Origin of the sequence: Serratia sp. X3 (assembly GCF_014982455.1) — a bacterium.
Taxonomy (GTDB): domain Bacteria; phylum Pseudomonadota; class Gammaproteobacteria; order Enterobacterales; family Enterobacteriaceae; genus Serratia; species Serratia ureilytica.
This window is the reverse complement of record NZ_JADCNB010000001.1, coordinates 905,007-928,042: the sequence shown is the minus strand read 5'-3', so window position 1 is coordinate 928,042 and position 23,036 is coordinate 905,007. Positions and strand designations below refer to the sequence as shown.

Annotated in this window: 25 protein-coding genes; 12 read left to right on the top strand and 13 right to left on the bottom strand. The window is 56.8% G+C overall.

The features are described 5' to 3' along the window. The first annotated feature begins 7 nt into the window (after positions 1-7). Positions 8-814, top strand: coding sequence for an exodeoxyribonuclease III (xthA, locus tag IMX17_RS04415; protein ID WP_046898910.1), 807 nt, complete (start codon positions 8-10; stop codon positions 812-814). A 44-nt stretch (positions 815-858) separates the two neighbouring features. Next, positions 859-1,260 carry a pyrimidine (deoxy)nucleoside triphosphate diphosphatase gene (locus IMX17_RS04410; RefSeq protein WP_182265091.1) on the top strand — a complete coding sequence of 134 codons (402 nt, stop codon included), beginning with the start codon at positions 859-861 and terminating at the stop codon, positions 1,258-1,260. 20 nt (positions 1,261-1,280) lie between these two features. On the opposite strand, the gene IMX17_RS04405 is transcribed toward IMX17_RS04410, so the two are convergent. From IMX17_RS04405 to IMX17_RS04385, 5 genes are all read right to left on the bottom strand, one after another. Continuing rightward, the gene (locus IMX17_RS04405) at positions 1,281-1,571 is read right to left on the bottom strand and encodes a DUF1496 domain-containing protein (protein WP_046898908.1); all 291 of its coding nucleotides are present in this window, start codon (positions 1,569-1,571) and stop codon (positions 1,281-1,283) included. Continuing rightward, positions 1,568-3,493, bottom strand: coding sequence for a DNA topoisomerase III (locus tag IMX17_RS04400; RefSeq protein WP_046898907.1), 1,926 nt, complete (start codon positions 3,491-3,493; stop codon positions 1,568-1,570). Before IMX17_RS04400 ends, IMX17_RS04405 begins: the two co-directional genes overlap by 4 nt. Then, entirely contained in the window at positions 3,493-4,602 is a 1,110-nt protein-coding gene (gene mnmH / locus IMX17_RS04395) for a tRNA 2-selenouridine(34) synthase MnmH (RefSeq protein WP_182264330.1), read from the bottom strand. The genes IMX17_RS04400 and mnmH overlap by 1 nt, the downstream gene beginning before the upstream one ends. Positions 4,603-4,610: 8 nt before the next feature. Then, a complete protein-coding gene (gene selD, locus IMX17_RS04390) occupies positions 4,611-5,654 on the bottom strand; it encodes a selenide, water dikinase SelD (protein ID WP_046898905.1) in 1,044 nt (347 codons plus the stop codon). 157 nt (positions 5,655-5,811) lie between these two features. Further along, positions 5,812-6,363: an NAD(P)H nitroreductase gene (locus IMX17_RS04385; RefSeq protein WP_004932204.1), complete on the bottom strand. Its 552-nt coding sequence runs from the start codon at positions 6,361-6,363 to the stop codon at positions 5,812-5,814. Positions 6,364-6,523: 160 nt separating this feature from the next. Here IMX17_RS04385 and sppA point away from each other — a divergent pair, with 160 nt between their 5' ends. From sppA to IMX17_RS25310, 4 genes are all read left to right on the top strand, one after another. Then, positions 6,524-8,380 (top strand): signal peptide peptidase SppA, encoded by a 1,857-nt coding sequence (gene sppA, locus IMX17_RS04380; RefSeq protein ID WP_033643311.1) that lies wholly within the window; start codon positions 6,524-6,526, stop codon positions 8,378-8,380. Between the two features lie 93 nt (positions 8,381-8,473). Then, on the top strand, positions 8,474-9,490 hold the full coding sequence (gene ansA / locus IMX17_RS04375) for an asparaginase (RefSeq protein ID WP_033643312.1): 1,017 nt from the start codon (positions 8,474-8,476) through the stop codon (positions 9,488-9,490). Between the two features lie 22 nt (positions 9,491-9,512). Next, positions 9,513-10,145, top strand: a complete 633-nt coding sequence (gene pncA, locus IMX17_RS04370) for a bifunctional nicotinamidase/pyrazinamidase (RefSeq protein ID WP_193549364.1) — start codon at positions 9,513-9,515, stop codon at positions 10,143-10,145. Between the two features lie 28 nt (positions 10,146-10,173). After that, positions 10,174-10,305 (top strand): hypothetical protein, encoded by a 132-nt coding sequence (locus IMX17_RS25310; protein WP_255511577.1) that lies wholly within the window; start codon positions 10,174-10,176, stop codon positions 10,303-10,305. Positions 10,306-10,350: 45 nt separating this feature from the next. Here IMX17_RS25310 and IMX17_RS04365 read toward each other — a convergent pair whose 3' ends face one another. Continuing rightward, a complete protein-coding gene (locus IMX17_RS04365) occupies positions 10,351-10,623 on the bottom strand; it encodes a YeaC family protein (RefSeq protein ID WP_004932218.1) in 273 nt (90 codons plus the stop codon). Between the two features lie 63 nt (positions 10,624-10,686). Beyond that, on the bottom strand, positions 10,687-11,100 hold the full coding sequence (gene msrB / locus IMX17_RS04360; RefSeq protein ID WP_033643315.1) for a peptide-methionine (R)-S-oxide reductase MsrB: 414 nt from the start codon (positions 11,098-11,100) through the stop codon (positions 10,687-10,689). Positions 11,101-11,448: 348 nt separating this feature from the next. Between msrB and gapA the strand changes: the two genes are divergently transcribed. Both gapA and IMX17_RS04350 read left to right on the top strand, forming a co-directional pair. Next, entirely contained in the window at positions 11,449-12,444 is a 996-nt protein-coding gene (gapA, locus tag IMX17_RS04355) for a glyceraldehyde-3-phosphate dehydrogenase (RefSeq protein ID WP_004932222.1), read from the top strand. An 84-nt stretch (positions 12,445-12,528) separates the two neighbouring features. Next, positions 12,529-13,404 carry a D-hexose-6-phosphate mutarotase gene (locus tag IMX17_RS04350; protein ID WP_046898902.1) on the top strand — a complete coding sequence of 292 codons (876 nt, stop codon included), beginning with the start codon at positions 12,529-12,531 and terminating at the stop codon, positions 13,402-13,404. Positions 13,405-13,498: 94 nt separating this feature from the next. Here the strand turns inward: IMX17_RS04350 and IMX17_RS04345 are convergent, their stop codons facing one another. Continuing rightward, the gene (locus IMX17_RS04345) at positions 13,499-14,263 is read right to left on the bottom strand and encodes a MipA/OmpV family protein (RefSeq protein WP_025303095.1); all 765 of its coding nucleotides are present in this window, start codon (positions 14,261-14,263) and stop codon (positions 13,499-13,501) included. 426 nt (positions 14,264-14,689) lie between these two features. Here IMX17_RS04345 and yeaG point away from each other — a divergent pair, with 426 nt between their 5' ends. Together yeaG and IMX17_RS04335 are read left to right on the top strand one after the other, a co-directional pair. Continuing rightward, the gene (gene yeaG, locus IMX17_RS04340; RefSeq protein ID WP_016927472.1) at positions 14,690-16,624 is read left to right on the top strand and encodes a protein kinase YeaG; all 1,935 of its coding nucleotides are present in this window, start codon (positions 14,690-14,692) and stop codon (positions 16,622-16,624) included. 132 nt (positions 16,625-16,756) lie between these two features. After that, positions 16,757-18,025 (top strand): YeaH/YhbH family protein, encoded by a 1,269-nt coding sequence (locus IMX17_RS04335; RefSeq protein ID WP_046898900.1) that lies wholly within the window; start codon positions 16,757-16,759, stop codon positions 18,023-18,025. A 94-nt stretch (positions 18,026-18,119) separates the two neighbouring features. On the opposite strand, the gene IMX17_RS04330 is transcribed toward IMX17_RS04335, so the two are convergent. The 3 genes from IMX17_RS04330 to IMX17_RS04320 are packed head-to-tail and all read right to left on the bottom strand — an operon-like array spanning position 18,120 to position 19,924. Next, complete coding sequence (locus tag IMX17_RS04330) at positions 18,120-18,770, bottom strand: anti-sigma factor domain-containing protein (RefSeq protein WP_193549363.1); 651 nt, start codon at positions 18,768-18,770, stop codon at positions 18,120-18,122. Continuing rightward, complete coding sequence (locus IMX17_RS04325) at positions 18,767-19,315, bottom strand: RNA polymerase sigma factor (RefSeq protein ID WP_046898898.1); 549 nt, start codon at positions 19,313-19,315, stop codon at positions 18,767-18,769. Before IMX17_RS04325 ends, IMX17_RS04330 begins: the two co-directional genes overlap by 4 nt. A 45-nt stretch (positions 19,316-19,360) precedes the next feature. Next, the gene (locus tag IMX17_RS04320) at positions 19,361-19,924 is read right to left on the bottom strand and encodes a fasciclin domain-containing protein (RefSeq protein ID WP_033650960.1); all 564 of its coding nucleotides are present in this window, start codon (positions 19,922-19,924) and stop codon (positions 19,361-19,363) included. Between the two features lie 342 nt (positions 19,925-20,266). Here IMX17_RS04320 and IMX17_RS04315 point away from each other — a divergent pair, with 342 nt between their 5' ends. Next, positions 20,267-20,497: a hypothetical protein gene (locus tag IMX17_RS04315; RefSeq protein ID WP_033643319.1), complete on the top strand. Its 231-nt coding sequence runs from the start codon at positions 20,267-20,269 to the stop codon at positions 20,495-20,497. A 174-nt stretch (positions 20,498-20,671) separates the two neighbouring features. Here IMX17_RS04315 and IMX17_RS04310 read toward each other — a convergent pair whose 3' ends face one another. Beyond that, a complete protein-coding gene (locus IMX17_RS04310) occupies positions 20,672-21,361 on the bottom strand; it encodes an alpha/beta hydrolase (RefSeq protein WP_033643320.1) in 690 nt (229 codons plus the stop codon). Between the two features lie 870 nt (positions 21,362-22,231). On the opposite strand from IMX17_RS04310, the gene IMX17_RS04305 reads away from it, so the two are divergent. Continuing rightward, positions 22,232-22,408: a GhoT/OrtT family toxin gene (locus IMX17_RS04305; RefSeq protein ID WP_033634815.1), complete on the top strand. Its 177-nt coding sequence runs from the start codon at positions 22,232-22,234 to the stop codon at positions 22,406-22,408. Positions 22,409-22,567: 159 nt separating this feature from the next. Here the strand turns inward: IMX17_RS04305 and IMX17_RS04300 are convergent, their stop codons facing one another. Beyond that, the gene (locus IMX17_RS04300; RefSeq protein ID WP_193549362.1) at positions 22,568-22,864 is read right to left on the bottom strand and encodes a hypothetical protein; all 297 of its coding nucleotides are present in this window, start codon (positions 22,862-22,864) and stop codon (positions 22,568-22,570) included. Between the last annotated feature and the right edge of the window lie 172 nt (positions 22,865-23,036).

Genomic DNA, 23,036 nt, shown 5'->3' with positions numbered 1-23,036 from the left:
ACCGCTCATGAAGTTTGTCTCTTTTAATATCAATGGACTGCGCGCGCGTCCGCATCAGCTGGCGGCAATTATCGAACAGCACCAGCCCGACGTGATCGGTCTGCAGGAAACCAAAGTTCACGATGACATGTTCCCATTGGAAGAAGTCAGCCAGCACGGCTATCACGTGTTCTATCACGGGCAAAAAGGCCATTACGGCGTGGCGCTGCTGACCAAAGCGGAGCCCCTGGCCGTGCGCCGCGGTTTCCCGACCGATGAAGAAGACGCGCAGCGTCGCATCATCATGGCCGATCTGGCTACGCCGCAGGGCACGCTGACGGTGATCAACGGCTACTTCCCGCAAGGTGAAAGCCGCGACCACCCGATCAAATTCCCGGCTAAAACACGCTTTTATCAGGATCTGCAAAACTACCTGGAGCAGCAGCTATCGGCGGAATCCCCGGTGCTGATCATGGGCGACATGAATATCAGCCCCAGCGATTACGATATCGGCATCGGCGAAGAGAACCGCAAACGCTGGCTGCGCACCGGTAAATGCTCCTTCCTGCCGGAAGAGCGTGAATGGATGGACCGCCTGCTGAACTGGGGCCTGGTCGATACCTACCGCCACGCCAACCCGGGGCGCAACGACGAGTTCTCATGGTTCGACTACCGTTCCAAAGGGTTCGACGACAACCGCGGCCTGCGTATCGATCTGCTGCTGGCCAGCACCCCACTGGCTTCGCGCTGCATCGCCACCGGCATCGATTACCAAACCCGCGGCATGGAGAAACCTTCCGACCATGCGCCGGTCTGGGCGGAATTTACGCTGTAATCCCATCCCCCCGGCGCCCGCCGGGGTTTTACTCAGTGAAGCCAATGAAAATTATCGACGTGGTAGCCGCCATTCTGGAACAAAATGGGCGTATTTTGCTGGCCCAGCGTGGCGCAGGCAGCGATCAGGCCGGTCTGTGGGAGTTTCCCGGCGGCAAAGTTGAGCCGGGTGAAAGCCAACCGCAGGCGCTGGCACGCGAACTGGATGAAGAATTGGGGATTTGCGCCCGTATCGGCGACTATGTGGGCAGCAATCAGTGGCAGCAAGGCGAACGCCTCATCCGGCTGCACGCCTGGCGAGTCGCAAAGTTCTCCGGTGAACTGCAACAGCGCTTTCACTCAGCGCTGGTGTGGGTCACGCCGCAACAGGCGCAGGAATATACCCTGGCCCCGGCCGACATTCCACTGCTGGCCGACTATATCGCCGCGCTAGGCGATGCGCGCTGAGCGCGGCGATAGTTACATAGTCACTTCTTCAATCGCACCCAAATCAAGGGGTTGGTGCCGATAGTGTTAGGCTCACGCACGCACTGCAGCACTTCTCCTTCGACTTTGAGCACCGCGCCTTCGGAATAGTTTTGATTCTGGTAGACGCAACAGCGGTTGCAGGGTTGCGGCGAATTGGCGCCGCTTTTGGCCGTCCCCCAGATCTCCGGCGAAACCGGCAACACCACGTCCACATCGCCCCGGTTGGCGGCCGCCAGGCCGCAGTAAGCCAGGGCAGCGGCAGCCAGCACCCCATTGAGTCCACGCTTCATTCACTCTTCTCCTGCGCCTTGCCGGCGCTTTTCCTGCGTTTTTTGCCTCCGCTGGAAGGCGGCGGCGGCAACCCACGAAACGCCATGCTCGCCCGGCTCTGCTTGGCCTGATAAATCAGCTCTTGCAGCGTGCCGACCAACGGCTGCATAAAGTCCTGATAACGGCAGGATTTCTCGCTGATTTGCGTCAGCGTTGCCTCCCAGTTGGCCGTCATATCAGGACGCGCAGCAAGATCCGGCAGCGAGTGAATCAACGCGCGCCCGGTTTCGCTGGAGTGAATATAGCGTCCCTTCTTGTACAGAAACGCCCGTTTGAACAGCAATTCGATGATCCCCGCTCGCGTCGCTTCCGTACCTAAACCATCGGTCGCCCGCAGGATTTTCTTTAGCGCTTTATCTTGTACGAAGCGCGCGATGCCGGTCATAGCCGACAACAGACTGGCGTCGGTAAACGGCCTCGGGGGCTGCGTCTGGCGCTCCACCACCTCACCACGCTCACACAGCAGCTCATCATCTTTAGCCACCACCGGCAGCGGTGCGCCTTCGTTTTCCTCGTCGCGCTCCTTGCTGCCCAGCAGCGTACGCCAACCGGCTTCCGCCAGGAAACGCGCCTTGGCGATAAATTTGCCGCCGGCGATATCCAGCTCAATCACGCATTTGCGGAATACCGCATCCGGACAAAACTGCATCAGATACTGGCGCGCCACCAGCCCATACACGTTCCGCTCATCCTGCGTCAGGTTGACCTTGCCAGCACGGGCGGTGGGAATAATGGCGTGGTGCGCATCGACTTTTTTATCGTCCCAGCAGCGGTTGCGGCGATCGCTGTCGATCACCGGCTGCGGATACAACTCAGGCTGGTGCACGCTGATGGCGTTCAGCACCGCGTGACGGCCGGCGAAATGCTCTTCCGGCAGATAGCGACAGTCGGAACGCGGATAGGTGATCAATTTATGGGTTTCGTACAACCGCTGGCAAACGTCCAGCACCTGTTGGGCGCTGAGGTTATAACGCCGGGCCGCTTCGATCTGCAGCGTGGAGAGCGAAAACGGCAGCGGCGCGGTATCTGATTCCCGTTTATCGTTATAAGACGTGACCAGCGCCGGCTGGCCTTCGATGCGCTTGACCACATGCTCCGCCAACGGCCGGTGCAGCAAACGCCCCTCTTCGTCCTGATAAGGCTCGCACGACTCGCTGGGCTGCCACAGCGCCACGAAACGCTCTTCTTTCGGCGTGACGATGTGCGCCTTGACCTCAAAGAAGTCTTTCGGCACGAAGTTTTCGATCTCTTCATCGCGCCGCACCACCAACCCCAGCACCGGCGTCTGCACCCTGCCCACCGACAACACGCCGTCATAACCGGCGTTGCGGCCCAGCAGCGTATAAGCGCGGGTCATATTGATGCCGTACAGCCAGTCGGCGCGTGAGCGCGCAAGGGCGGACACGCACAATGGGATGAAGTCACGGTTGTCGCGCAGGCGTTCAACCGCGCGCTCCACCGCCTGCGGGTTGAGGTCGTTGATCAGACAGCGGCGCACGTTCTGGCGTTTTTCCGGTGTCAGATCCAGGTAGTCCAGCACCTCATCCACCAGCAACTGCCCTTCGCGATCCGGGTCGCCGGCGTGAACCACTTCATCGGCTTCAAGCAGCAACTTTTTAATCGCGTTGAGCTGTTTACTGACCGAAGGCCGCGGCTGCAACCGCCATTTTTCGGGAATGATCGGCAGATCCGCCAACGACCAGCGCGCATAGCGGCTGTCATAAGCGTCAGGCTGAGCCTGCTCCAGCAGGTGGCCGACGCACCAGGTCACCACATCATTGTTGCCGCAGGCGATATACCCGTCGCCGCGGCGATGCGGCTTGGGCAAGACGTCGGCAATGGCGCGCGCCAAACTCGGTTTCTCGGCTATGAACAGTCGCATTATTCACCGTTTTTCTGGCTGAACGTCATCAAGAATTCTCTTACTTCTGCATAGTTCCCACGGAAGACAATCCGCTGGGCTTTCTTTTCCAACTGATAGCAATACATCGGATCGTAGTACTGCTGCAACAGGGGCGCCAGCCACTCGCGGTGCGCCTCGCCCTGGCCGCTGAGCCGCTGTGCCCGCAGCGCCGCTTCCAGCCGCTGCGTCAGCTGCTGGAAGCGTTCCAACCCCAGGCGGCGGCGTATGGCGAACAGGCCGTGGTGCAGATAGTCGTCGTACTGTCGCCAGCCCTCTTCCATACCATAGGCCTGTTCGAACTGTGCGCGCATGCCGTCGATATATTCCGCCTGCAAACGCGCCAGGCGAATGTCGAACGGATCGTCGATCACCGCCACCGGCGCCTGCTGCATCCCATTGAACAACGGCAACGGCAGATTGTTGCTGCCGATGATCCGCCCTTCGTCTTCCAGCACCCAACGGCGGCTGCCACCATGCTGTTTTTTCAGCAATAACACAGCCAGACGATTCTCAAAATCGATCTGCGAGCTCTGGCCCGCCAGCGTTCGACCAAAAGATGAACCGCGATGGCGCGCCGCGCCTTCTAGATCGACGCCGTCGGCCAGTTCGTTGACCAGCAACGTCTTGCCGCTGCCGGTATTGCCGCCCACCAGGGCCATCGGCAATGCCGCGCTTTGCGCCAGCACGCCAAGCAAATAATTGCGCAGCGCCTTATAACCGCCAATGATACGCGGGTACTCGACGCCGGCCTCATGCAGCCATTGCTGCACCAGCTGTGAGCGCAGACCGCCGCGGAAGCAATAGAGATAGCCTTCGGGCCGCTGCGCACAGGCCGCCAGCCAGGCGGCGGTGCGCTGTTCGCGCAGTTTGCCGTTCACCAGACTGTGGCCGAGCGCGATCGCCGCTTGCTGCCCATGCTGTTTATAGCAAGTGCCCACCGCCTGCCGCTCGCTGTCGATCATCAGCGGCAGGTTCAGCGCCTGAGCGAAGGCGCCCTGCTGAAACTCGATCGGCGCGCGCACGTCAATCAGCGGCACGTCCTGCAGGAAAATGCGTTGGTAATCGTCGCTGTCCGGCCTTCCTTGCATGTTGGACACTACACGACCTCGATCAGCGGCTTATCGGCCGATGCCACATGCAGCTCGCCGATGGCGTTGAGCGTAATGCCATGCTGTTCGGCAATCGCCAGCACCTGCGCTTCCGCCTCCGGCAATACCGCCAACAGCAAACCGCCGGAGGTCTGAGGATCGCACAGCAACTGGCGCTGCAGATCGCTCATCTCGCCCACCAGATGGCCATAGCTGTCGAAGTTGCGCCCGGTACCGCCCGGCACGCAGCCCTCGGCAATATACGCCTCAACGTGCGGCAGCTTCGGCACCCGATCGAACCAGACCGTCGCCTGCAGGCCGGAGCCCTGGCATACCTCGCTCAGGTGGCCCAGCAGGCCAAAGCCGGTGATGTCGGTCATCGCCGTGACGCCCGCCACCTCGGCAAAGTCGGCGCCCGGTTTGTTCAGGCGGCACATCACGTCCGTCGCCAGCCCCTGATGCTCGGGGCGCAGCTTGCTTTGCTTCTCGGCGGTCGTCAGCACGCCGATGCCCAGCGGCTTGGTCAGATAGAGTTTAGCCCCGGCCCGCGCGGCGCTGTTCTTCTTCACCCGCTCGGTATTGACCACGCCGGTGACCGCCAGGCCGAAGATAGGTTCAGGCGCATCGATGGAGTGGCCGCCGGCCAGCGCGATCCCCGCCTGCTGGCAGGCGAAACGCCCACCGTCGATCACCTGCTGCGCCACCTCCGGCGGCAGTTTGGCGATCGGCCAGCCGAGAATGGCGATCGCCATGATCGGTTTGCCGCCCATGGCGTACACGTCGCTGATGGCGTTGGCGGCGGCGATGCGGCCGAAATCGAACGGATCGTCGACGATCGGCATGAAGAAGTCGGTGGTGCTGATAATGCCGACGCCGTTGCCGATGTCATATACCGCCGCGTCGTCGCGGGTTTCATTGCCGACCAGCAGACGCGGATCGACAAATTTCTCCCGCTCGCTGTGCAGGATGGTTTCGAGAACTTTCGGTGAGATTTTGCAGCCGCAGCCAGCGCCATGGCTGTACTGGGTTAAACGGATCGCTGGCGATGTCATAGTCCACTCCCTTCGATAACGGCACTCAAGATAACATAGGGTAGCGCTTGCCGAGGGGATTGATAAGAGCATGCCGCCGATAAGCGAACGGCCTGCTCAGAAACCATGCAATTTTGCGGGGTTTGGCGCATTTTCGCCGCGCCCCGTCGGATAATACTTAGAAATAGCTGACGAAAGGCGTGCTGTCCGGTGGCGTCACTTTAGTGGCGGCCTTCAGCTGCGGCGTGCCCAGATAGAGGAAACCGACGATCTCGTCCTGCTCGCGGCAACCGAAGGCTTCACGCACCAGCGCATGCTCGGTCCAGGCGCCGGTGCGCCAGATGCCGTTAAAGCCCTGCGCCAGCGCCGCCATCTGCATCGCCTGCACGGCGCAACCGGCGGAAACTACCTGCTCCCAGCGCGGCACCTTGGTCTCTTCAGTGCAATGCGCGATGACGGTGATGATCAGCGGTGCGCGGAACGGCGCCTTGGTGGCTTTTTCGATCGCCGCCTCATCCAACTGATCCTGCTTCGCCGCCGCCTGCAGCAGCTGACTGAAGCGCTCCAGGCCCTGATTCTCGATCATCACGAAACGCCACGGCTGCAGCGCGCCGTGATCGGGCGCACGCAGGCCCGCGTTGATGATGTTTTGGCGCACTTCCCCCGCCGGCGCCGGTTCCGCCAGGCGCGAAGCCGAGCGACGATTCAATAAAAGATCCAGAGCATCCATCGTAAACTCCTGATAACAATTTTCATTCCGGCCACGTTAACATAGCTAAACGGCGAGTTACAGCCTCGGCGATAGCGTCTGTGTGCCACGATTTAAAGCTGACATTTACCCGGCCGCTCATTAGGATAGCGGAACATTCTCGACTCTTGTTGGAGAGCACATGCGCACATTGTGGCAAATTATTGCCGGCATTTTCCGGTGGACATGGCGTCTGCTGAATTTTATCAGGGAACTGATCCTTAACCTGTTCCTGGTCCTGCTGATCCTGGTTGGGGTCGGCATCTATCTGTCCTTCCAAAGTTCCTCCACCTCGACGGCCCCGGCGCGCGGCGCGCTGTTGGTCGATTTAAGCGGCGTGGTAGTCGATCAGCCTTCGGTAAACAACCGGGTGCGGCAATGGGGGCGTGAACTGTTGGGCGCCTCCAGCAGCCGCCTGCAGGAGAACTCGCTGTTCGACGTGGTGGACAGCATCCGCAAGGCCAAAGACGACAAAAACATTACCGGCATGGTGTTGCAGCTGAATGACTTCGCCGGCGCCGATCAGCCCTCGCTGCGCTATATCGGCAAAGCGCTGCGCGAGTTCCGCGACAGCGGCAAACCGATCTTCGCCATCGGCGACAGTTACAATCAAACGCAATACTACCTGGCCAGCTACGCCAACAAGGTCTACCTGTCGCCGCAGGGCGCGGTCGATCTGCACGGTTTCGCCACCAACAACCTGTATTACAAGTCGTTGCTGGACATGCTCAAGGTCACCACCAATATCTTCCGCGTCGGCACCTATAAATCGGCGGTCGAACCGCTGATCCGCGACGACATGTCACCGGCGGCGCGCGAAGCGGACAGCCGCTGGATTGGCGGTCTGTGGCAGAACTATCTGGAAACCGTGGCGGCCAACCGGCAGCTGACGCCGCAGCAGCTATTCCCCGGCGCCGCCGGCGTGCTGAGCGGCCTGCAGGCGGCAGGCGGCGACACCGCCCGCTATGCGCTGGACAATAAGCTGGTGGACGAGCTGGCGTCGCGCACCGCGATCGAAAATCAGCTGGTCAAAACCTTCGGCTGGGACAAACAGGCGAACGATTTCAACGCCATCAGCATCTACGACTACCAGCCGAAGCCGGACGCCAACCAGGGCGGCAAGATCGCCGTGGTGTTCGCCAACGGCGCCATCATGGACGGCCCGCAGACGCCGGGCAACGTCGGGGGCGACACCACCGCCGCCGAGCTGCGTCAGGCCCGTCTGGATCCGGCCGTCAAAGCCGTGGTGTTCCGCGTCAACAGCCCTGGCGGCAGCGTCAGCGCGTCCGAAGTGATCCGCTCCGAGCTGGCCGCCGTGCGCGCCGCCGGCAAACCGGTGGTGGTGTCGATGGGCGGCATGGCCGCGTCGGGTGGCTATTGGGTCTCGACGCCGGCCGATTACATCATCGCCAGCCCGAGCACGCTCACCGGCTCCATCGGCATTTTCGGCATCATCAATACCTACGAGAAAACCCTGGATACGCTGGGCGTACACACCGACGGCGTGGCGACATCGCCACTGGCCGATATCGCGGTCACCAAGGCGTTGCCGCAGGAGTTCTCGCAGATGATGCAGTTGAATATCGAAAACGGGTATAAGAACTTCCTCGATCTGGTCGCCAAATCACGCAAAATGACTCCGCAGCAGGTTGACCAAATCGCGCAGGGCCACGTGTGGCTCGGCAGCGATGCCAAGGCCAACGGCCTGGTCGATCAGTTGGGCGATTTCGACGATGCGGTGAAGAAAGCCGCTGAGCTGGCGAAACTGCAACAATGGCAGCTCGACTGGTTCGTCGACACCCCGAGCCTGAGCGATATGGTGCTCAGCCAGTTCGGCGTTTCCATTCACGCCATGCTGCCGGCGGCGATTCAGGCCATGCTGCCTGCCCCGCTGGCCTCGGTCGCCAATGCGGTGAAAGAGCAGCCGGGCTTGTTCAATAACCTGAACGATCCGCAGAACCGTTACGCGATCTGTCTGACCTGCGGAGAAGTCCGCTAACAAATAATTCTGCAGCCCGGCCTCCGCCGGGCTTTTTTTCTGCCGCCATGTCCCTATAATTCAGCCCATCTTATCTTTGTTAAAATCATAACCATGCAAAAGAAATCCATTTACGTCGCCTACACCGGCGGCACCATCGGCATGCAGCGTTCCGAGCACGGCTATATTCCGGTTTCCGGCCACCTGCAGCGTCAGCTGGCGCTGATGCCGGAATTCCATCGGCCGGAGATGCCGGATTTCACCATTCATGAATACGCGCCGCTCATCGATTCCTCGGATATGACGCCGGAAGACTGGCAGCACATCGCCGACGACATCAAGCAGAACTACGATCGCTACGACGGCTTCGTGATCCTGCACGGCACCGATACCATGGCGTTCACCGCCTCGGCGCTCTCCTTCATGCTGGAGAATCTGGCCAAACCGGTGATCGTCACCGGCTCGCAGATTCCGCTGGCGGAGCTGCGCTCCGATGGCCAAACCAATCTGCTGAATGCACTGTACCTGGCGGCCAACCATCCGGTGAACGAAGTCAGCCTGTTCTTCAACAACAAGCTGTTCCGCGGCAACCGCACCACCAAAGCGCACGCCGACGGCTTCGACGCTTTCGCTTCACCCAACCTGCCGCCGCTGCTGGAAGCCGGTATCCACATTCGTCGCCAGCACGGCATCGACAGCCCGGTTTGCAACGGCGCGCTGCAGGTACATGACATCACGCCGCAACCGATCGGCGTCGTCACCATCTATCCGGGCATTTCCGGCGCGGTGGTGCGCAACTTCCTGCTGCAGCCGGTCAAGGCGCTGATCTTACGCTCCTACGGCGTCGGCAACGCACCTCAGAAGGCCGAGCTGATCGACGAGTTGCGCGCGGCTTCCGAACGCGGCATCGTAGTGGTCAACCTGACGCAGTGCATCTCCGGGCGCGTCAATATGGAAGGCTACGCCACCGGCAACGCGCTGGCGCACGCCGGGGTGATCAGCGGTTTCGACATGACGGTGGAAGCCGCTCTGACCAAGCTGCACTATCTGTTGAGCCAGCCGCTGACGCCGGAACAAATCCGCGCCCTGATGCAGCAAGATCTGCGCGGCGAGCTGAGCATCAACGGTTAACCTACCGATCTTTGGAGCGGCGATGAAAAAGGCCCTGTTGTTGATCGATCTGCAAAATGATTTCTGCCCCGGCGGCGCGCTGGCGGTCACGGAGGGCGACGCCGTCATCCCGGTCGCCAATCAGGCGATCGCCGCCTGCCTGGCGCGCGGCGAACCGGTGGTGGCCAGCCAGGACTGGCATCCCGCCAATCACCGCAGCTTTGCGGTGAACTCCGATGCGCAAGTCGGCACCTTCGGTGAGCTGGAAGGCTTGCCGCAGGTGTGGTGGCCGGTGCACTGCGTGCAAGGGAGCCTCGGCGCCGATTTTCATCCTCAACTGCAGCGGCAACACATCAATGCCGTCTTTCGCAAAGGGCAGGATACGGACATCGACAGCTATAGCGCGTTCTTCGATAACGGCCACCGGGCACAGACCGAACTGCACGGCTGGCTGCAATCGCAGGGCATTCAGCAGCTGGCGATCATGGGCCTGGCGACCGACTATTGCGTGAAGTTCAGCGTGCTGGATGCGCTGGCTGCCGGCTATCCGACGCAGGTGATCGTCGACGGCTGCCGCGGCGTGAATCTGCAGCCGGACGACAGTGAGCGGGCGCTGCAGGAGATGGCGCGCGCCGGCGCCCAACTGGTTACCCTGTCACAATTTCTCGCCAATTAACTCCTGACGGGCGCTATCGGCGCCTTCTTTGGGCGGCGGCGAAAACATCAAAAGCCAGGGATTGGGCGGTGCGATGTTCTGGGAATACGGCGCAGATGACAACAACCGGCTGGCGCAGCAGCTGGCGGAATCGCTGGGCATAAAGGGCGAGAAACGTTGAATCGACGGGGCGATGGCGACATCGCCCCGCTTTAGGGGTGGAGCCTTACTGTGGCTTGAGTTTCACCAGCGGCTCGGCAACGAACTGCTGCTTCAGCTCTTGTTTGCTCTTCATCACGATCTGCCCGTCGGTGCCGATGCTCATATGCTGCGGATCGACGTTGTTCATCGACTGCCACAGCATCACCGCCTGCAGGCTGTTTTCCTTTTGCTCCGGCGTCAGCGCCACGCCATCCGGCCATTTGCCCAGTTCAACCGCCTGCACCAGGCGTTGGTATATCTCGGGCGTCATCGCCGCAATCAGATCTTTCACGTCCATCAGGGCCCTTCTCGCTTACGGAAGAATAATTAGCTGAATCGATTTTGTTGGTTAAATTACCACTTAACCGGCCGTTTGATCGCCATTTTCGCCATCGGTGAAACTCAGCGAGGCGGAATTGACGCAGTAACGGTCACCGGTCGGCTGCGGGCCATCGGGGAATACATGCCCCAGGTGCGCGTCGCAGTGGCCGCAGCGGATTTCAACACGATGCATATTATGTGAATTATCATCAAGATAACGGATTGCATCGGCGGAAACCGGCTCGTAAAAGCTGGGCCAGCCGCAGCCGGAATCGTATTTGGTTTCGGAATAAAACAGCGGCTGATTACAGCACAGACAATGGTACACGCCCTCACGCTTGTTGTGCAGCAATTTGCCGCTAAACGGCGCTTCGGTGCCACGCTGTTGCGTGACATAACGTTGGATTTCATTCAGTTCCGTGACCGGATGAGCGGGGGTTGTCTCTTTAGCCATTTGTGCTTATCTCTGAATGTGGATAATGTCAACGAAAACAATGATTAATAATAACAAAAAATTAACACCGCTGCAGGGGTTTTTGGCCTAAACTGTAGCCCATAAAGGCCACGTCACGATGATATGTGATAGCGATCACACATCTTGCGTATGCTGACTTTATACTTGGCGGCTTGTCCCCATATAACGGATGAGGCCGAGCGCAAATGGACTGTGCAATAAGCGTGCAAAACCACCCTTCCGGTTTGACTTGCCGCAAGTATTGACACGATTCCGCTTGACGCTGGGTAAGGTTTTTGTAATTTTACAACCAACCTTTTATTCACTAACAAATAGCTGGTGGAATATATGACTATCAAAGTAGGTATCAACGGTTTTGGCCGTATCGGTCGCATTGTTTTCCGTGCTGCTCAAGAGCGTTCTGACATCGAGATCGTTGCAATCAACGACCTGTTGGACGCAGAGTACATGGCTTACATGCTGAAGTATGACTCTACTCACGGCCGTTTCAACGGTACGGTAGAAGTTAAAGACGGCCACCTGGTTGTTAACGGCAAAACCATCCGTGTTACCGCAGAGAAAGACCCGGCTAACCTGAAGTGGAACGAAGTGGGCGTTGACGTGGTTGCTGAAGCGACCGGTATCTTCCTGACCGACGAAACCGCACGTAAACACATCACCGCTGGCGCTAAGAAAGTCGTTCTGACTGGCCCATCCAAAGATGCGACCCCAATGTTCGTGCGCGGCGCTAACTTTGACAAATATGCCGGCCAGGACATCGTGTCCAACGCCTCCTGCACCACCAACTGCCTGGCGCCGTTGGCTAAAGTCATCAACGACAACTTCGGTATCGTTGAAGGCCTGATGACCACCGTTCACGCGACCACCGCTACTCAGAAAACCGTTGATGGCCCGTCCCACAAAGACTGGCGCGGCGGCCGCGGCGCATCCCAGAACATCATCCCTTCTTCTACCGGCGCAGCGAAAGCGGTTGGCGTGGTTCTGCCAGAGCTGAAAGGCAAACTGACCGGTATGGCGTTCCGCGTACCAACTCCTAACGTATCCGTTGTTGACCTGACCGTGCGTCTGGAAAAAGCGGCTACCTACGAAGAAATCAAGAAAGCCATCAAAGACGCCGCTGAAGGCTCGATGAAAGGCGTTCTGGGCTATGTTGAAGACGACGTGGTTTCCACCGACTTCAACGGCGAAGTGCTGACTTCCGTATTCGATGCCAAAGCCGGTATCGCACTGAACGACAACTTCGTGAAACTGGTTTCCTGGTACGACAACGAAACCGGTTATTCCAACAAGGTTCTGGATCTGATCGCTCACATCTCCAAGTAATGGCATGATGTTAAGCTGATAATAAGGGCGACATTTTTGTCGCCCTTTTTTATTTGTCTCTCCGGCAAACAATAAGGTAATGAAATGAACGAGAAAATTTTCACCCTGCCCGTTTCCGAACAGATTTCTCCTTATATCAGCCAGCGCCAACTCGATGAGCTGGGCGTGGTGGTCGTGTCGCACCCGAAAGTGCGCGCGGCGGTCGCGCTGCAGGGCGCGCATTTGCTGGCCTGGCAGCCTAGCGGTGAGCAGCCGGTGATTTGGCTCAGCAACAACACGCCTTTCGCCAAAGGCAAGGCCATCCGCGGCGGCGTGCCGATCTGTTGGCCCTGGTTCGGCCCGGTGGCGCAGCCCTCCCACGGCTTTGCCCGCAACCAGCCCTGGAGCCTGACGGCGCACGATGAAGATGACAACGGCGTCATCCTGACCTTTACGCTGAAAGACAATGAGCAGACCCGCAAACTGTGGCCGCACGCCTTCACGCTGATCGCTCGCTTCAAGCTGGGTGAAGAGTGCGAGATCGAACTGGAGTCGCACGGCGATTATCAAGCCACGGCGGCGCTGCACAGCTACTTCCAGGTTGGCGATATCGATCGGGTCAGCGTAGCGGGCTTGGGCGAGCCGTATATCGATAAGGTGGCGGGCGGCGCCGAAGCGCGTCAGACCGGCGAAGTGACCTTCGTCGGCCAAACCGACCGCGTCTATACCTGCCCCGAGGCCTTCAGCCTGATCCGCGATCCGGCGCTCGCTCGCACCATCGAGGTTCACCACCACCATATGAGCGACGTTATCGCCTGGAACCCCGGCGTAGAGCTCTCTTGCAGCATGGGGGACATGCCGAACGACGGTTACAAGACCATGGTTTGCGTAGAGACCGGGCGCGTCAGCAAACCGCTGATCGCCGCCGGCGAACAACCTGCTCGATTGGGCGTCACCTTCCGCAGCCGCAAGAAGGCCTAATACACTGAGCGCGGCGGCGCACTACAGATGTGCAAAAGGGGCGCCAGCGCCCCTTTTTGATGCACGCCATGCACGATAATCGTGCAATGCGTGATTAGAAGGTGTAGCTCACGCCCGTCATCAACAAACCGGTGTAAGATTTATCCACCATCGGGCTGTCTTTCACTTCATCCGACAACTTCACATAGCGGCCGACGAAGAAGGCGTTCCAGCTCTTGTTGATCTGGTAATTGGCGCTCAGCTCGAGGTACGGCGCCCAGCTATCGCCCGGGGTGTAGCTGTCAAGGCCGCTGCGACGCGATTCATTGGCGCTGACGCCGTAGTAATATTTGTTCTGGTTCTTGCTGTTCCACATCACGCCTACGCCCGGTACCAGCGTCAGCGCGTCCAGATCAAACTTGTACAGATAGGCCACGTCGCCCACCAGCCCGTTGCTGTTGTTCAGCGTGTCGCCGGTAAAGGTAGTGCGAATGGTGCCCCACTCGGCGTTGTGTGAATAGGCCAGGCCGGCCATCAGCGTGCCACGGCGCTTGTCGAGACGCTTCATGCGATCGTCGTCGCTGTCGCCCGGACGGTAACCCCATGGCGTGTAGTAGCCCATGATGCTCAGCTGGTTTTCCTGATCTTTCCACAGGTAGTAACCGGCGGTCAGAGTACGGAAGTAGAAGTCGTCACCTTCATAGTCGATGACGGGCACCGGATAAACGCGGTCCTGATAACCACGATACGCGTCCGGGCTAACCAGCGCGGCAGCGCCGAGTGACCAGGTTCCCGCCTGAGCACTTTGCGCACAAACCATTGCGGAAGCGATAATTGCTAGCGTTTTGAGTTTTGAAATCTTCACTGGTTCTTTTTCCATAAATTACAGGGTTAATAGCCGCAATAGTTTATGTGAAAATTTAGTTACGCGCCTAATCTTTACAATAGAAAACGACCAAGATCGAATAACTTATAGCGGAATTATGAATTAATCATGGCGGAACGATGACGATTCATGCCGCAGGCCGCGCCAGACAAGGCATTTGGTTATCCCGGCAATAACTGAGTCATTGATATGACTTAAAAAAAGCTTTTTCTACGGCAGGAAATTTTCCGGCAAGCAAACTAAGCTTAAATCAGAAGGTGAATTTATCCTGAGCCCAGTGGCATACAGCGCAACTCGCGATAATAAGCGCACCAAGTTGGCATACGGGTTGCTGTACTTAGGCGTATTCTCATCTTTCGGGAGCCAGAACACTATCACACGCTCTCTTTAACCTGTGCTAATAACGAAAGGACGGGCATCATGAACATATTTGACCACTATCGCCAGCGCTACGAAGCTGCCAAGGACGAAGAGTTCACACTGCAGGAATTTCTTACCATTTGCCGGCAAGATCGCAGTGCCTATGCCAACGCGGCCGAACGTCTGCTGATGGCTATCGGTGAACCTGTGATGGTCGACACTGCGCTGGAATCACGCCTGTCGCGCCTGTTCTCCAACCGCGTGATCGCACGCTATCCGGCCTTCGAAGAGTTCTACGGCATGGAAGAGGCCATCGAACAGATCGTCTCTTACCTGAAACACGCCGCTCAAGGCCTGGAAGAGAAGAAACAGATCCTTTACCTGCTGGGCCCGGTGGGCGGCGGCAAGTCCTCGCTGGCGGAACGTCTGAAAGCGCTGATGCAACGCGTGCCCATCTACACCCTCAGCGCCAACGGCGAACGCAGCCCGGTCAACGATCATCCGCTGTGCCTGTTCAATCCGCAGGAAGATGCCACGATCCTGGAAAAAGAGTTCAATATACCAAGTCGCTATCTCGGCACCATCATGTCGCCGTGGGCGGCGAAGCGCCTGCATGAGTTCGGTGGCGATATCACCAAGTTTAAAGTGGTGAAAGTGCGCCCTTCCATTCTGGAACAGATCGCCATCGCCAAAACTGAGCCGGGCGATGAGAACAACCAGGACATCTCGGCGCTGGTCGGTAAAGTGGACATCCGTAAACTGGAGAACCACGCGCAGAACGACCCGGACGCCTACGGCTATTCCGGCGCCCTGTGCCGCGCCAACCAGGGGATTATGGAATTCGTCGAGATGTTCAAAGCGCCGATCAAAGTGCTGCATCCGCTGCTGACCGCAACCCAGGAAGGCAACTACAACGGCACCGAAGGCATCTCCGCCCTGCCGTTCAGCGGCATTATTCTGGCGCACTCCAACGAATCCGAGTGGGTGACCTTCCGTAACAACAAGAACAACGAAGCGTTCCTCGACCGCGTGTATATCGTCAAGGTGCCTTACTGCCTGCGCGTGTCGGAAGAGATCAAAATTTACGACAAGCTTCTGGATCACAGTGAGCTGACCCATGCGCCATGCGCGCCGGGCACGCTGGAAACGCTGGCGCGCTTTAGCGTGCTGTCGCGGCTGAAAGAGCCCGAAAACTCGAGCATCTACTCGAAGATGCGCGTGTATGACGGCGAAAGCCTCAAAGATACCGACCCGAAAGCCAAGTCCTATCAGGAATACCGCGACTACGCCGGGGTTGACGAAGGCATGAACGGTCTCTCCACCCGTTTCGCCTTTAAAATCCTCTCGCGGGTATTCAACTTCGATCACGCCGAGGTGGCAGCCAACCCGGTGCACCTGTTCTATGTGCTGGAACAGCAGATCGAGCGCGAACAGTTCCCGCAGGATTTGGCGGAGAAATACCTGGAGCACCTGAAAGGCTATCTGATCCCGAAATACGCCGAGTTTATCGGCAAAGAGATCCAGACCGCCTATCTGGAATCCTACTCGGAATACGGACAGAACATTTTTGACCGCTACGTCACCTATGCCGACTTCTGGATCCAGGATCAGGAGTATCGCGATCCCGACACCGGCCAGCTGTTCGACCGCGAGTCCCTGAACGCCGAACTGGAGAAAATTGAAAAACCGGCCGGCATCAGCAACCCGAAAGATTTCCGCAACGAAATCGTGAACTTCGTGCTGCGCGCCCGCGCTAACAACAACGGCCGCAACCCGAACTGGACCAGCTACGAGAAGCTGCGCACCGTGATTGAGAAAAAGATGTTCTCCAATACCGAAGAACTGTTGCCGGTGATTTCGTTCAACGCCAAAACATCGACGGACGAGCAGAAAAAACACGACGACTTCGTCGATCGCATGATGGAGAAAGGCTATACCCGCAAGCAGGTGCGCCTGCTGTGTGAATGGTATCTGCGGGTCAGAAAATCCTCATAACGCCTCAGGTAAGCGGCATTATCAGGGCCATGTCCACAGTCATGGACGTTGCAGCGCAGCCCACGGAGGGGCTGGCACCTTGCGCTGCCGCGGCCGGGACATGAAGAGTTGGCAACGTCGTTTGGGGGAAGTATGGCCTATTTCATTGACCGGCGGCTGAACGGCAAAAACAAGAGCACGGTGAACCGCCAGCGCTTCTTGCGCCGTTACAAGTCGCAAATCAAACAGTCGATTGCCGAAGCCATCAACAAGCGTTCGGTCACCGACGTAGACAGCGGGGAGTCAGTCTCTATCCCCACTGACGATATCAACGAACCGATGTTCCATCAGGGGCGCGGCGGCACGCGCCATCGCGTTCACCCGGGCAATGACCACTTCGTGCAGAACGATCGCGTCGAACGGCCTCAAGGCGGCGCAGGCGGTGGCGGCGGCCAGGGCAACGCCAGCCAGGACGGTGAAGGCCAGGATGAGTTCGTCTTCCAGATATCCAAAGACGAGTACCTCGATCTTTTGTTCGAGGATCTCGCCCTGCCCAACCTGAAAAAGAATCAGTACAAGCAGCTGACCGAGTTCAAAACCCACCGCGCCGGCTATACCGCCAACGGCGTGCCGGCCAACATCAGCGTCGTGCGTTCGCTGCAAAACTCGCTGGCGCGGCGTACTGCCATGACCGCCGGTAAAAGGCGCGCGTTGCACGAACTGGAAGACGCGCTGACCCAGTTGGAAAACACCGAGCCGGTGCAACTGCTGGAAGAAGAGCGGCTGCGCAAAGAGATTGCTGAACTGCGCAAGAAGATCGAAAGCGTGCCGTTTATCGACACCTTCGATCTGCGTTACAAAAACTACGAGCGCCGGCCGGAGCCCTCCAGCCAGGCGGTGATGTTCTGCCTGATGGACGTATCCGGTTCGATGGATCAGGCCACCAAAGACATGGCCAAACGTTTTTACATTCTGCTTTATCTGTTCCTGAGCCGAACCTACAAAAACGTCGAGGTAGTCTATATTCGCCATCACACCCAGGCGAAAGAGGTGGACGAGCAGGAGTTCTTCTATTCGCAGGAAACCGGCGGCACCATCGTCTCCAGCGCATTGAAACTGATGAACGACGTGGTCGAAGAGCGTTACGATCCGGCGCAGTGGAATATCTACGCCGCGCAGGCGTCTGACGGGGACAACTGGGCAGACGATTCACCGCTGTGCCATGAGCTGTTGGCGAAGAAGCTCCTGCCGATGGTGCGTTACTACAGCTACATCGAAATCACTCGCCGCGCTCACCAAACGCTGTGGCGCGAATACGAAGATCTGCAAGCGAAATTCGACAACTTCGCCATGCAGCATATCCGCGAACCGGACGATATCTATCCGGTATTCCGCGAACTGTTCCGCAAACAGACCGCATAATCATAAAAACGGCCGGAGAATATCTGCCCGGCCGTTTTTATTCTCAACGAATTCAAATGCTATTTCTGCGGGATGCATCCGCATCCGGCGTCAATCATAGAACCAACTCACCTGAATACAACACGGGGCCGGTCGGTTGCATGCTCGGTGAGCCGCCTAATGGCTCCAGGCTAATGGCAATCGTTGTTCCTTTAACTAAATCTGCATCTGCCAAATAAAACTGGCTCACGCCTTTCACGTTCACGAGTCCAATTGAAACGGGCTTATGCCCAACGGGAATCAGCCACAGCTCAAGACTTTTCCCATCCGGAATAGCGGCCAAGCCTAAGGGGGTTATACGTACAATTTTTCTTTGACCGTCTGAACTAACGACCCACGTCCCTTGATGCGTTCCGTTCAGGACCACTAACGGTTTCAGCTCTGGCGCACGCCAATAAAACCACGAGCTCAGGCTCAATGCGCCCAATCCCGCAGCAAGCCCCCATGCAATATAGTTTCGCACGCGCCGTCGGGGCGAAGCGTATTGAGGCAGATTTAATTCAATTTTTTTCCAAACGCTTTCAGGGGGCGGTATTGGCGTTATATCGATATCCAACCCCGACAACATATTTTGCCACTTTCCAACCTGGGTCGCCAAAATGTTGTCCGTTTTCAGACGGCGCTCAAAATGCAGCCGAGCATTCCCTCTGAGCGTGCCAAGAGCATATTCTGCAGCCAACATGTCATCACTTTCGCGTCTGTTCATAGGCCCAGGCAATCCTTTAGATGTGCTAGCGCCCTGCGGACCCAGCTTTTTACCGTACCAAGCGGTTGCTGCAACCAATCAGCGATATCCGCGTGCGACATCCCTTGATAATATGCCAAAGCAATACTTTGCCGTTGTTCAGACGTCAGATGCTTCAAACAGTCATTTAACTTTTTAGCCAGCTCCCCCTCATCACCCTGGCTTTCATTTTCCGACTGAGGGATTTGATCGCTATATTCTTCTTCCAGTCCGATATGGCGTCCGTGCCGGCTACGCAATCCATCTATACATCGGTTCCTTATAATGTGAGTAAGCCATGTCATAGGCGAACTCAAGGTCGGATCATAATCTCCGGCACGCTGCCACACGGTAAGAAAGCCGTCGACCAGAACCTCTTCCGCCCACTGGCGATTACGTAACATGCGTAGCGCAATGGCGAATAAACTTGCGGATGTCGATCTGTACAAGCGTTCAAATGCTCGGCGATCGCCATTAGCGATCGCCTTTAAGCACATTACCTGGTTTTCTTTCAACGAGTGATCCATACCATCCCTAAAGCGGTTAAGCTTTGCCCATTCCGAGTATAGGCCTTACTTGGGCATTAGCACGGTATCAATAACGTCGATTACACCGTTTTGCTGCCGCACATCATAGGTGCTGATGTTGGCGACGTCGCCTTTAGCATCTTTGATCTGAATATTATGCGGGCCATTATTCATAAACCATAGCGACTGACCGTTGACGGTTTTGAGTTCCGCCCGTCCGCCGCCCTGCTCAATTTTTCTTTCCAGCGCCCGCATGTCGTAGTTGCCAGCCACAACGTGGTAGGTTAATACACTGCTTAACAGCGCTTTATTTTCGGGTTTTAACAGATTTTCAACGGTGCCGGCCGGTAATTTGGCGAATGCGGCATTCGTGGGCGCAAAAACAGTATAAGGACCTTTGCCTTGTAAAGTATCCACCAAGCCGGCGGCCTTAACGGCCGCGACCAGCGTTGTGTGATCTTTTGAGTTCAGCGCATTTTGCACAATGTTTTTTGAGGGGTACATCGCCGCGCCGCCAACCATTACGGATGACGTGTCCCCACTCGCCGCGTAAGTGGCGACGCCGAAAAGTAATGAGCCGGTAACCAGAGTAACGATAAGTGTTTTCATGATGAAGTCCTCTCCGTAAGCTGAGCGTAAGTGTTGCTCATTCCTGATATACGTATGAGGTTCTCCAAGTGGATGCACGGGTCGAAAAAAATAATGTAGAGAGAACGAACGCTTTGACAGACAAATAAGAACGCCGTGATGGCCGCCCGTTTCCGCTCTTTCTTCTGAGGTTATTCCTAAACCTTCATATCCTCCCTCATGCGTCTTGATGGGAATATTCCCATTCAGTTATCGTTAACACACGCATCGGGTTCTACCCTAAGCGAAATTTGACTCATTTTATTTTCTATGGCTTCTCAGCCCGCTTCGGCGGGCAATTTACCTGTCAGCAGGTTAGACACCATGATCGATTACACCCTCTATGGCCTCAACAAGAATGATGTTGATGAATACCATAAGCAAATCTGCTGTCTGCTCGGCAAAAGCGTGCTGCTGGTGCTCATCGCCAACAAACCGATCACCAAACAGAATCTGCTGGCCAGTCTTATTCAGGAAGTTGAACAACAGCACGACGAGTATTTTCAAAAATTGCATCGCGCGGCAATAGAAATGATCGGCGTTAACGGGCGCTAGATCGATATGCGCAAGGCGGAAATCTACGCCATTATTGCCGCCGTCGTGGTGTTGATTATGCTGTTAATAATAAACTCCGGCAGCGATATCAGCGCTTATCCCTAATGTGAAGCGAAGCACTCCGTTGCCGCAAAGTGCCTCTTTTTTGGCCCGAAGCGCGTTTCTGCCCGGGTTTTATTTTGAACCGGCCGCTTCGTCAATCAATCCCGCCACGTCATCGGCATGGGAAACCAGCGAGGCATGACTGGCCTTCAGCACCATCACTTTCTTAGCCTGCAGCCGCTGCGCCATACGCCGTTGGTTCTCCGGCGCTATCATGCGGTCGTCGCTGGAGAGTTGATACCACGACGGTTTATGTTTCCAGGCGGGCTCACCGAGGGGATTGCCGAAGGTATCGGCCAATGGCGCCTTCTGCGTCGCCGCCATCACCAGAGCCTCGTCGGCGGTAAGATCCTGGCAAAAGCTTTCGTGAAACTTGTCATTCTTAATCCACAGATAACCGTCGCTGTCCGGAATCAGATTCGCGACTGCCGCAGGAGGATGCGCTTGCGTAATGCCACCGGGGCTTTCACCGGCATCCGGCGCAAACGCGGCAATGTAGACCAGGCCGACCACGTTAGGCTGGTTGCCCATTTCCGTGATCACCGCGCCACCGTAAGAGTGCCCCACCAACAATACCGGTCCCGCTTGCTGCGCGACCATCTTGCGCGCCCGTTCCGCATCCTCAGCCAGTGAGGTCAGCGGCATTTCCACCGCGTGAATCGCCGAATAGCCCCTGCGCGACAACTCGATAATCACCTTACTCCAGTGCGCGGCGCCGCCCCAGAATCCGTGCACCAGCACGATGGTTGGTTTTGTGCTCATTGCCGACCTCTTAATCTCATTTGGAGGCGCTGTAGACAGATCAACAGCCGCCCAACAGGGACGCGCCTTGCAGCCGGCGACGTCGCGCGATCTCCATTTATATAGTTAGCACTGCGGCATTCGGCAATAGCTACGACGGGTTAAGGCACTCGATTTACAGGCGTCGTCATGACTTGCCGAGGCGGCGTACGCCGTAGCGGCAGTGCAAAAAACGGGATTAAAACTAGGATTTTTACCTATACCGATCTAAAATCCCACGCAAAAACAAAGACAAGTAAATTTGGTTCACCGGGAAAAGGAATGAAGTTGTGAAGGAAATGATCTCCATCGTATTGATGACATGCCTGCTGGCGCTGCTGTTTTCGTGGCTGTTCGTCTACGGTCTTAACATTCATTAAACCTACAGCAACACCATCCCCCCTTCCTGGCTGACCGGCAGCGCATCCGGACGATGCGCTAAAAACCCCTCTCCCCGCATGTTTCTATCCCATCATTCGCCCGCCGACAGCTAAAAAGAACCCAAAGCTCGCCGTCGCAACGCGATCTCGCCTTCGTCTGCTCGCCCACTAAAACATCAATAAACTTTATGAGTTATAACCTCATCGCGTTTCCGGACGCTTGAATGACTATTTTCCTTCTTCACACCGTTCCCGCCTGAAATCAGGCTGACAATCTTAAAATGTTACCGGTAACTATGTTGTTGATTTCTTTTCGTAATAAACATAAAGCCGTTAATAACCTTACATTCTTTATAGAAATAAATTATGCATTCTTATGGATAAAGGCATGAATTAACGGCCTTCGGTCATTGATTATCGCCCGCCAAGCTCCTAAAATTCGCGCGTAAAAATACAACTGGGATCGAGTTTCATGTCGTCGCTGTGGGTTGCAACGCAATACTGTTATTTTATTGGTCTGTTAGTTTCAATGATTTTCACCTACCTGGTAAGCAGGGACACCGTCAAAATTCGTTGCATCAGCGCGCTGACCATCGGGTTAACCTGGCCGTTGAGTCTGCCGGTCGTCTTGCTGTTTTCGCTGTTCTAACGCCCTAACAGGCTGTGCCGCCACGGATGCTTTTAAACAGCCGTGCTAATGGAATGGGTCAGCCGACGACGCTGCCCCCTCACCGGCGAAACAAGTGACGATACGGCGCATTGTTAAATGAAAGGCCATTTCTCCGCGTAACGTTTTACTTGGGGTGGACTATTCGCCGCGCAGCGATCGCCAACGGCGGTACAGCCGCCCCGCGCCCCATACCATCAGCCACAGTAAAATATTCCCCCCCAACCAAAGCATCAGCAGGTAGAGGAAAGTCTGATAACCGGGTATGCCCCGATCGGCGAAGAACGGATTAAAGTGCAAGAATTTGACGATCGCGAAGGGATTAAGATTGAAACGGGTGAAGACGCAGGCGGTCAGCACAGGCGGCAACAGGATGTAAAACGCCAGGGTGAATATCATCAGCAGCCTGGTGCCATGCGTGTTTTTATAATCTTTCATATCAGCGTATTGCTTGCTTCATCTCAGTGCGAGAATCGCCTGGCGATCGCTCGCCAATCGACCCTGCGGGCCAAAAATAGTTCCGCGCAAACGCGGGAATAAAGCCGGTTCAGCGTTTAATTCTCATTTAGCGCTCGGGTGATATATACCCTGTGGATTATAAATTACGATG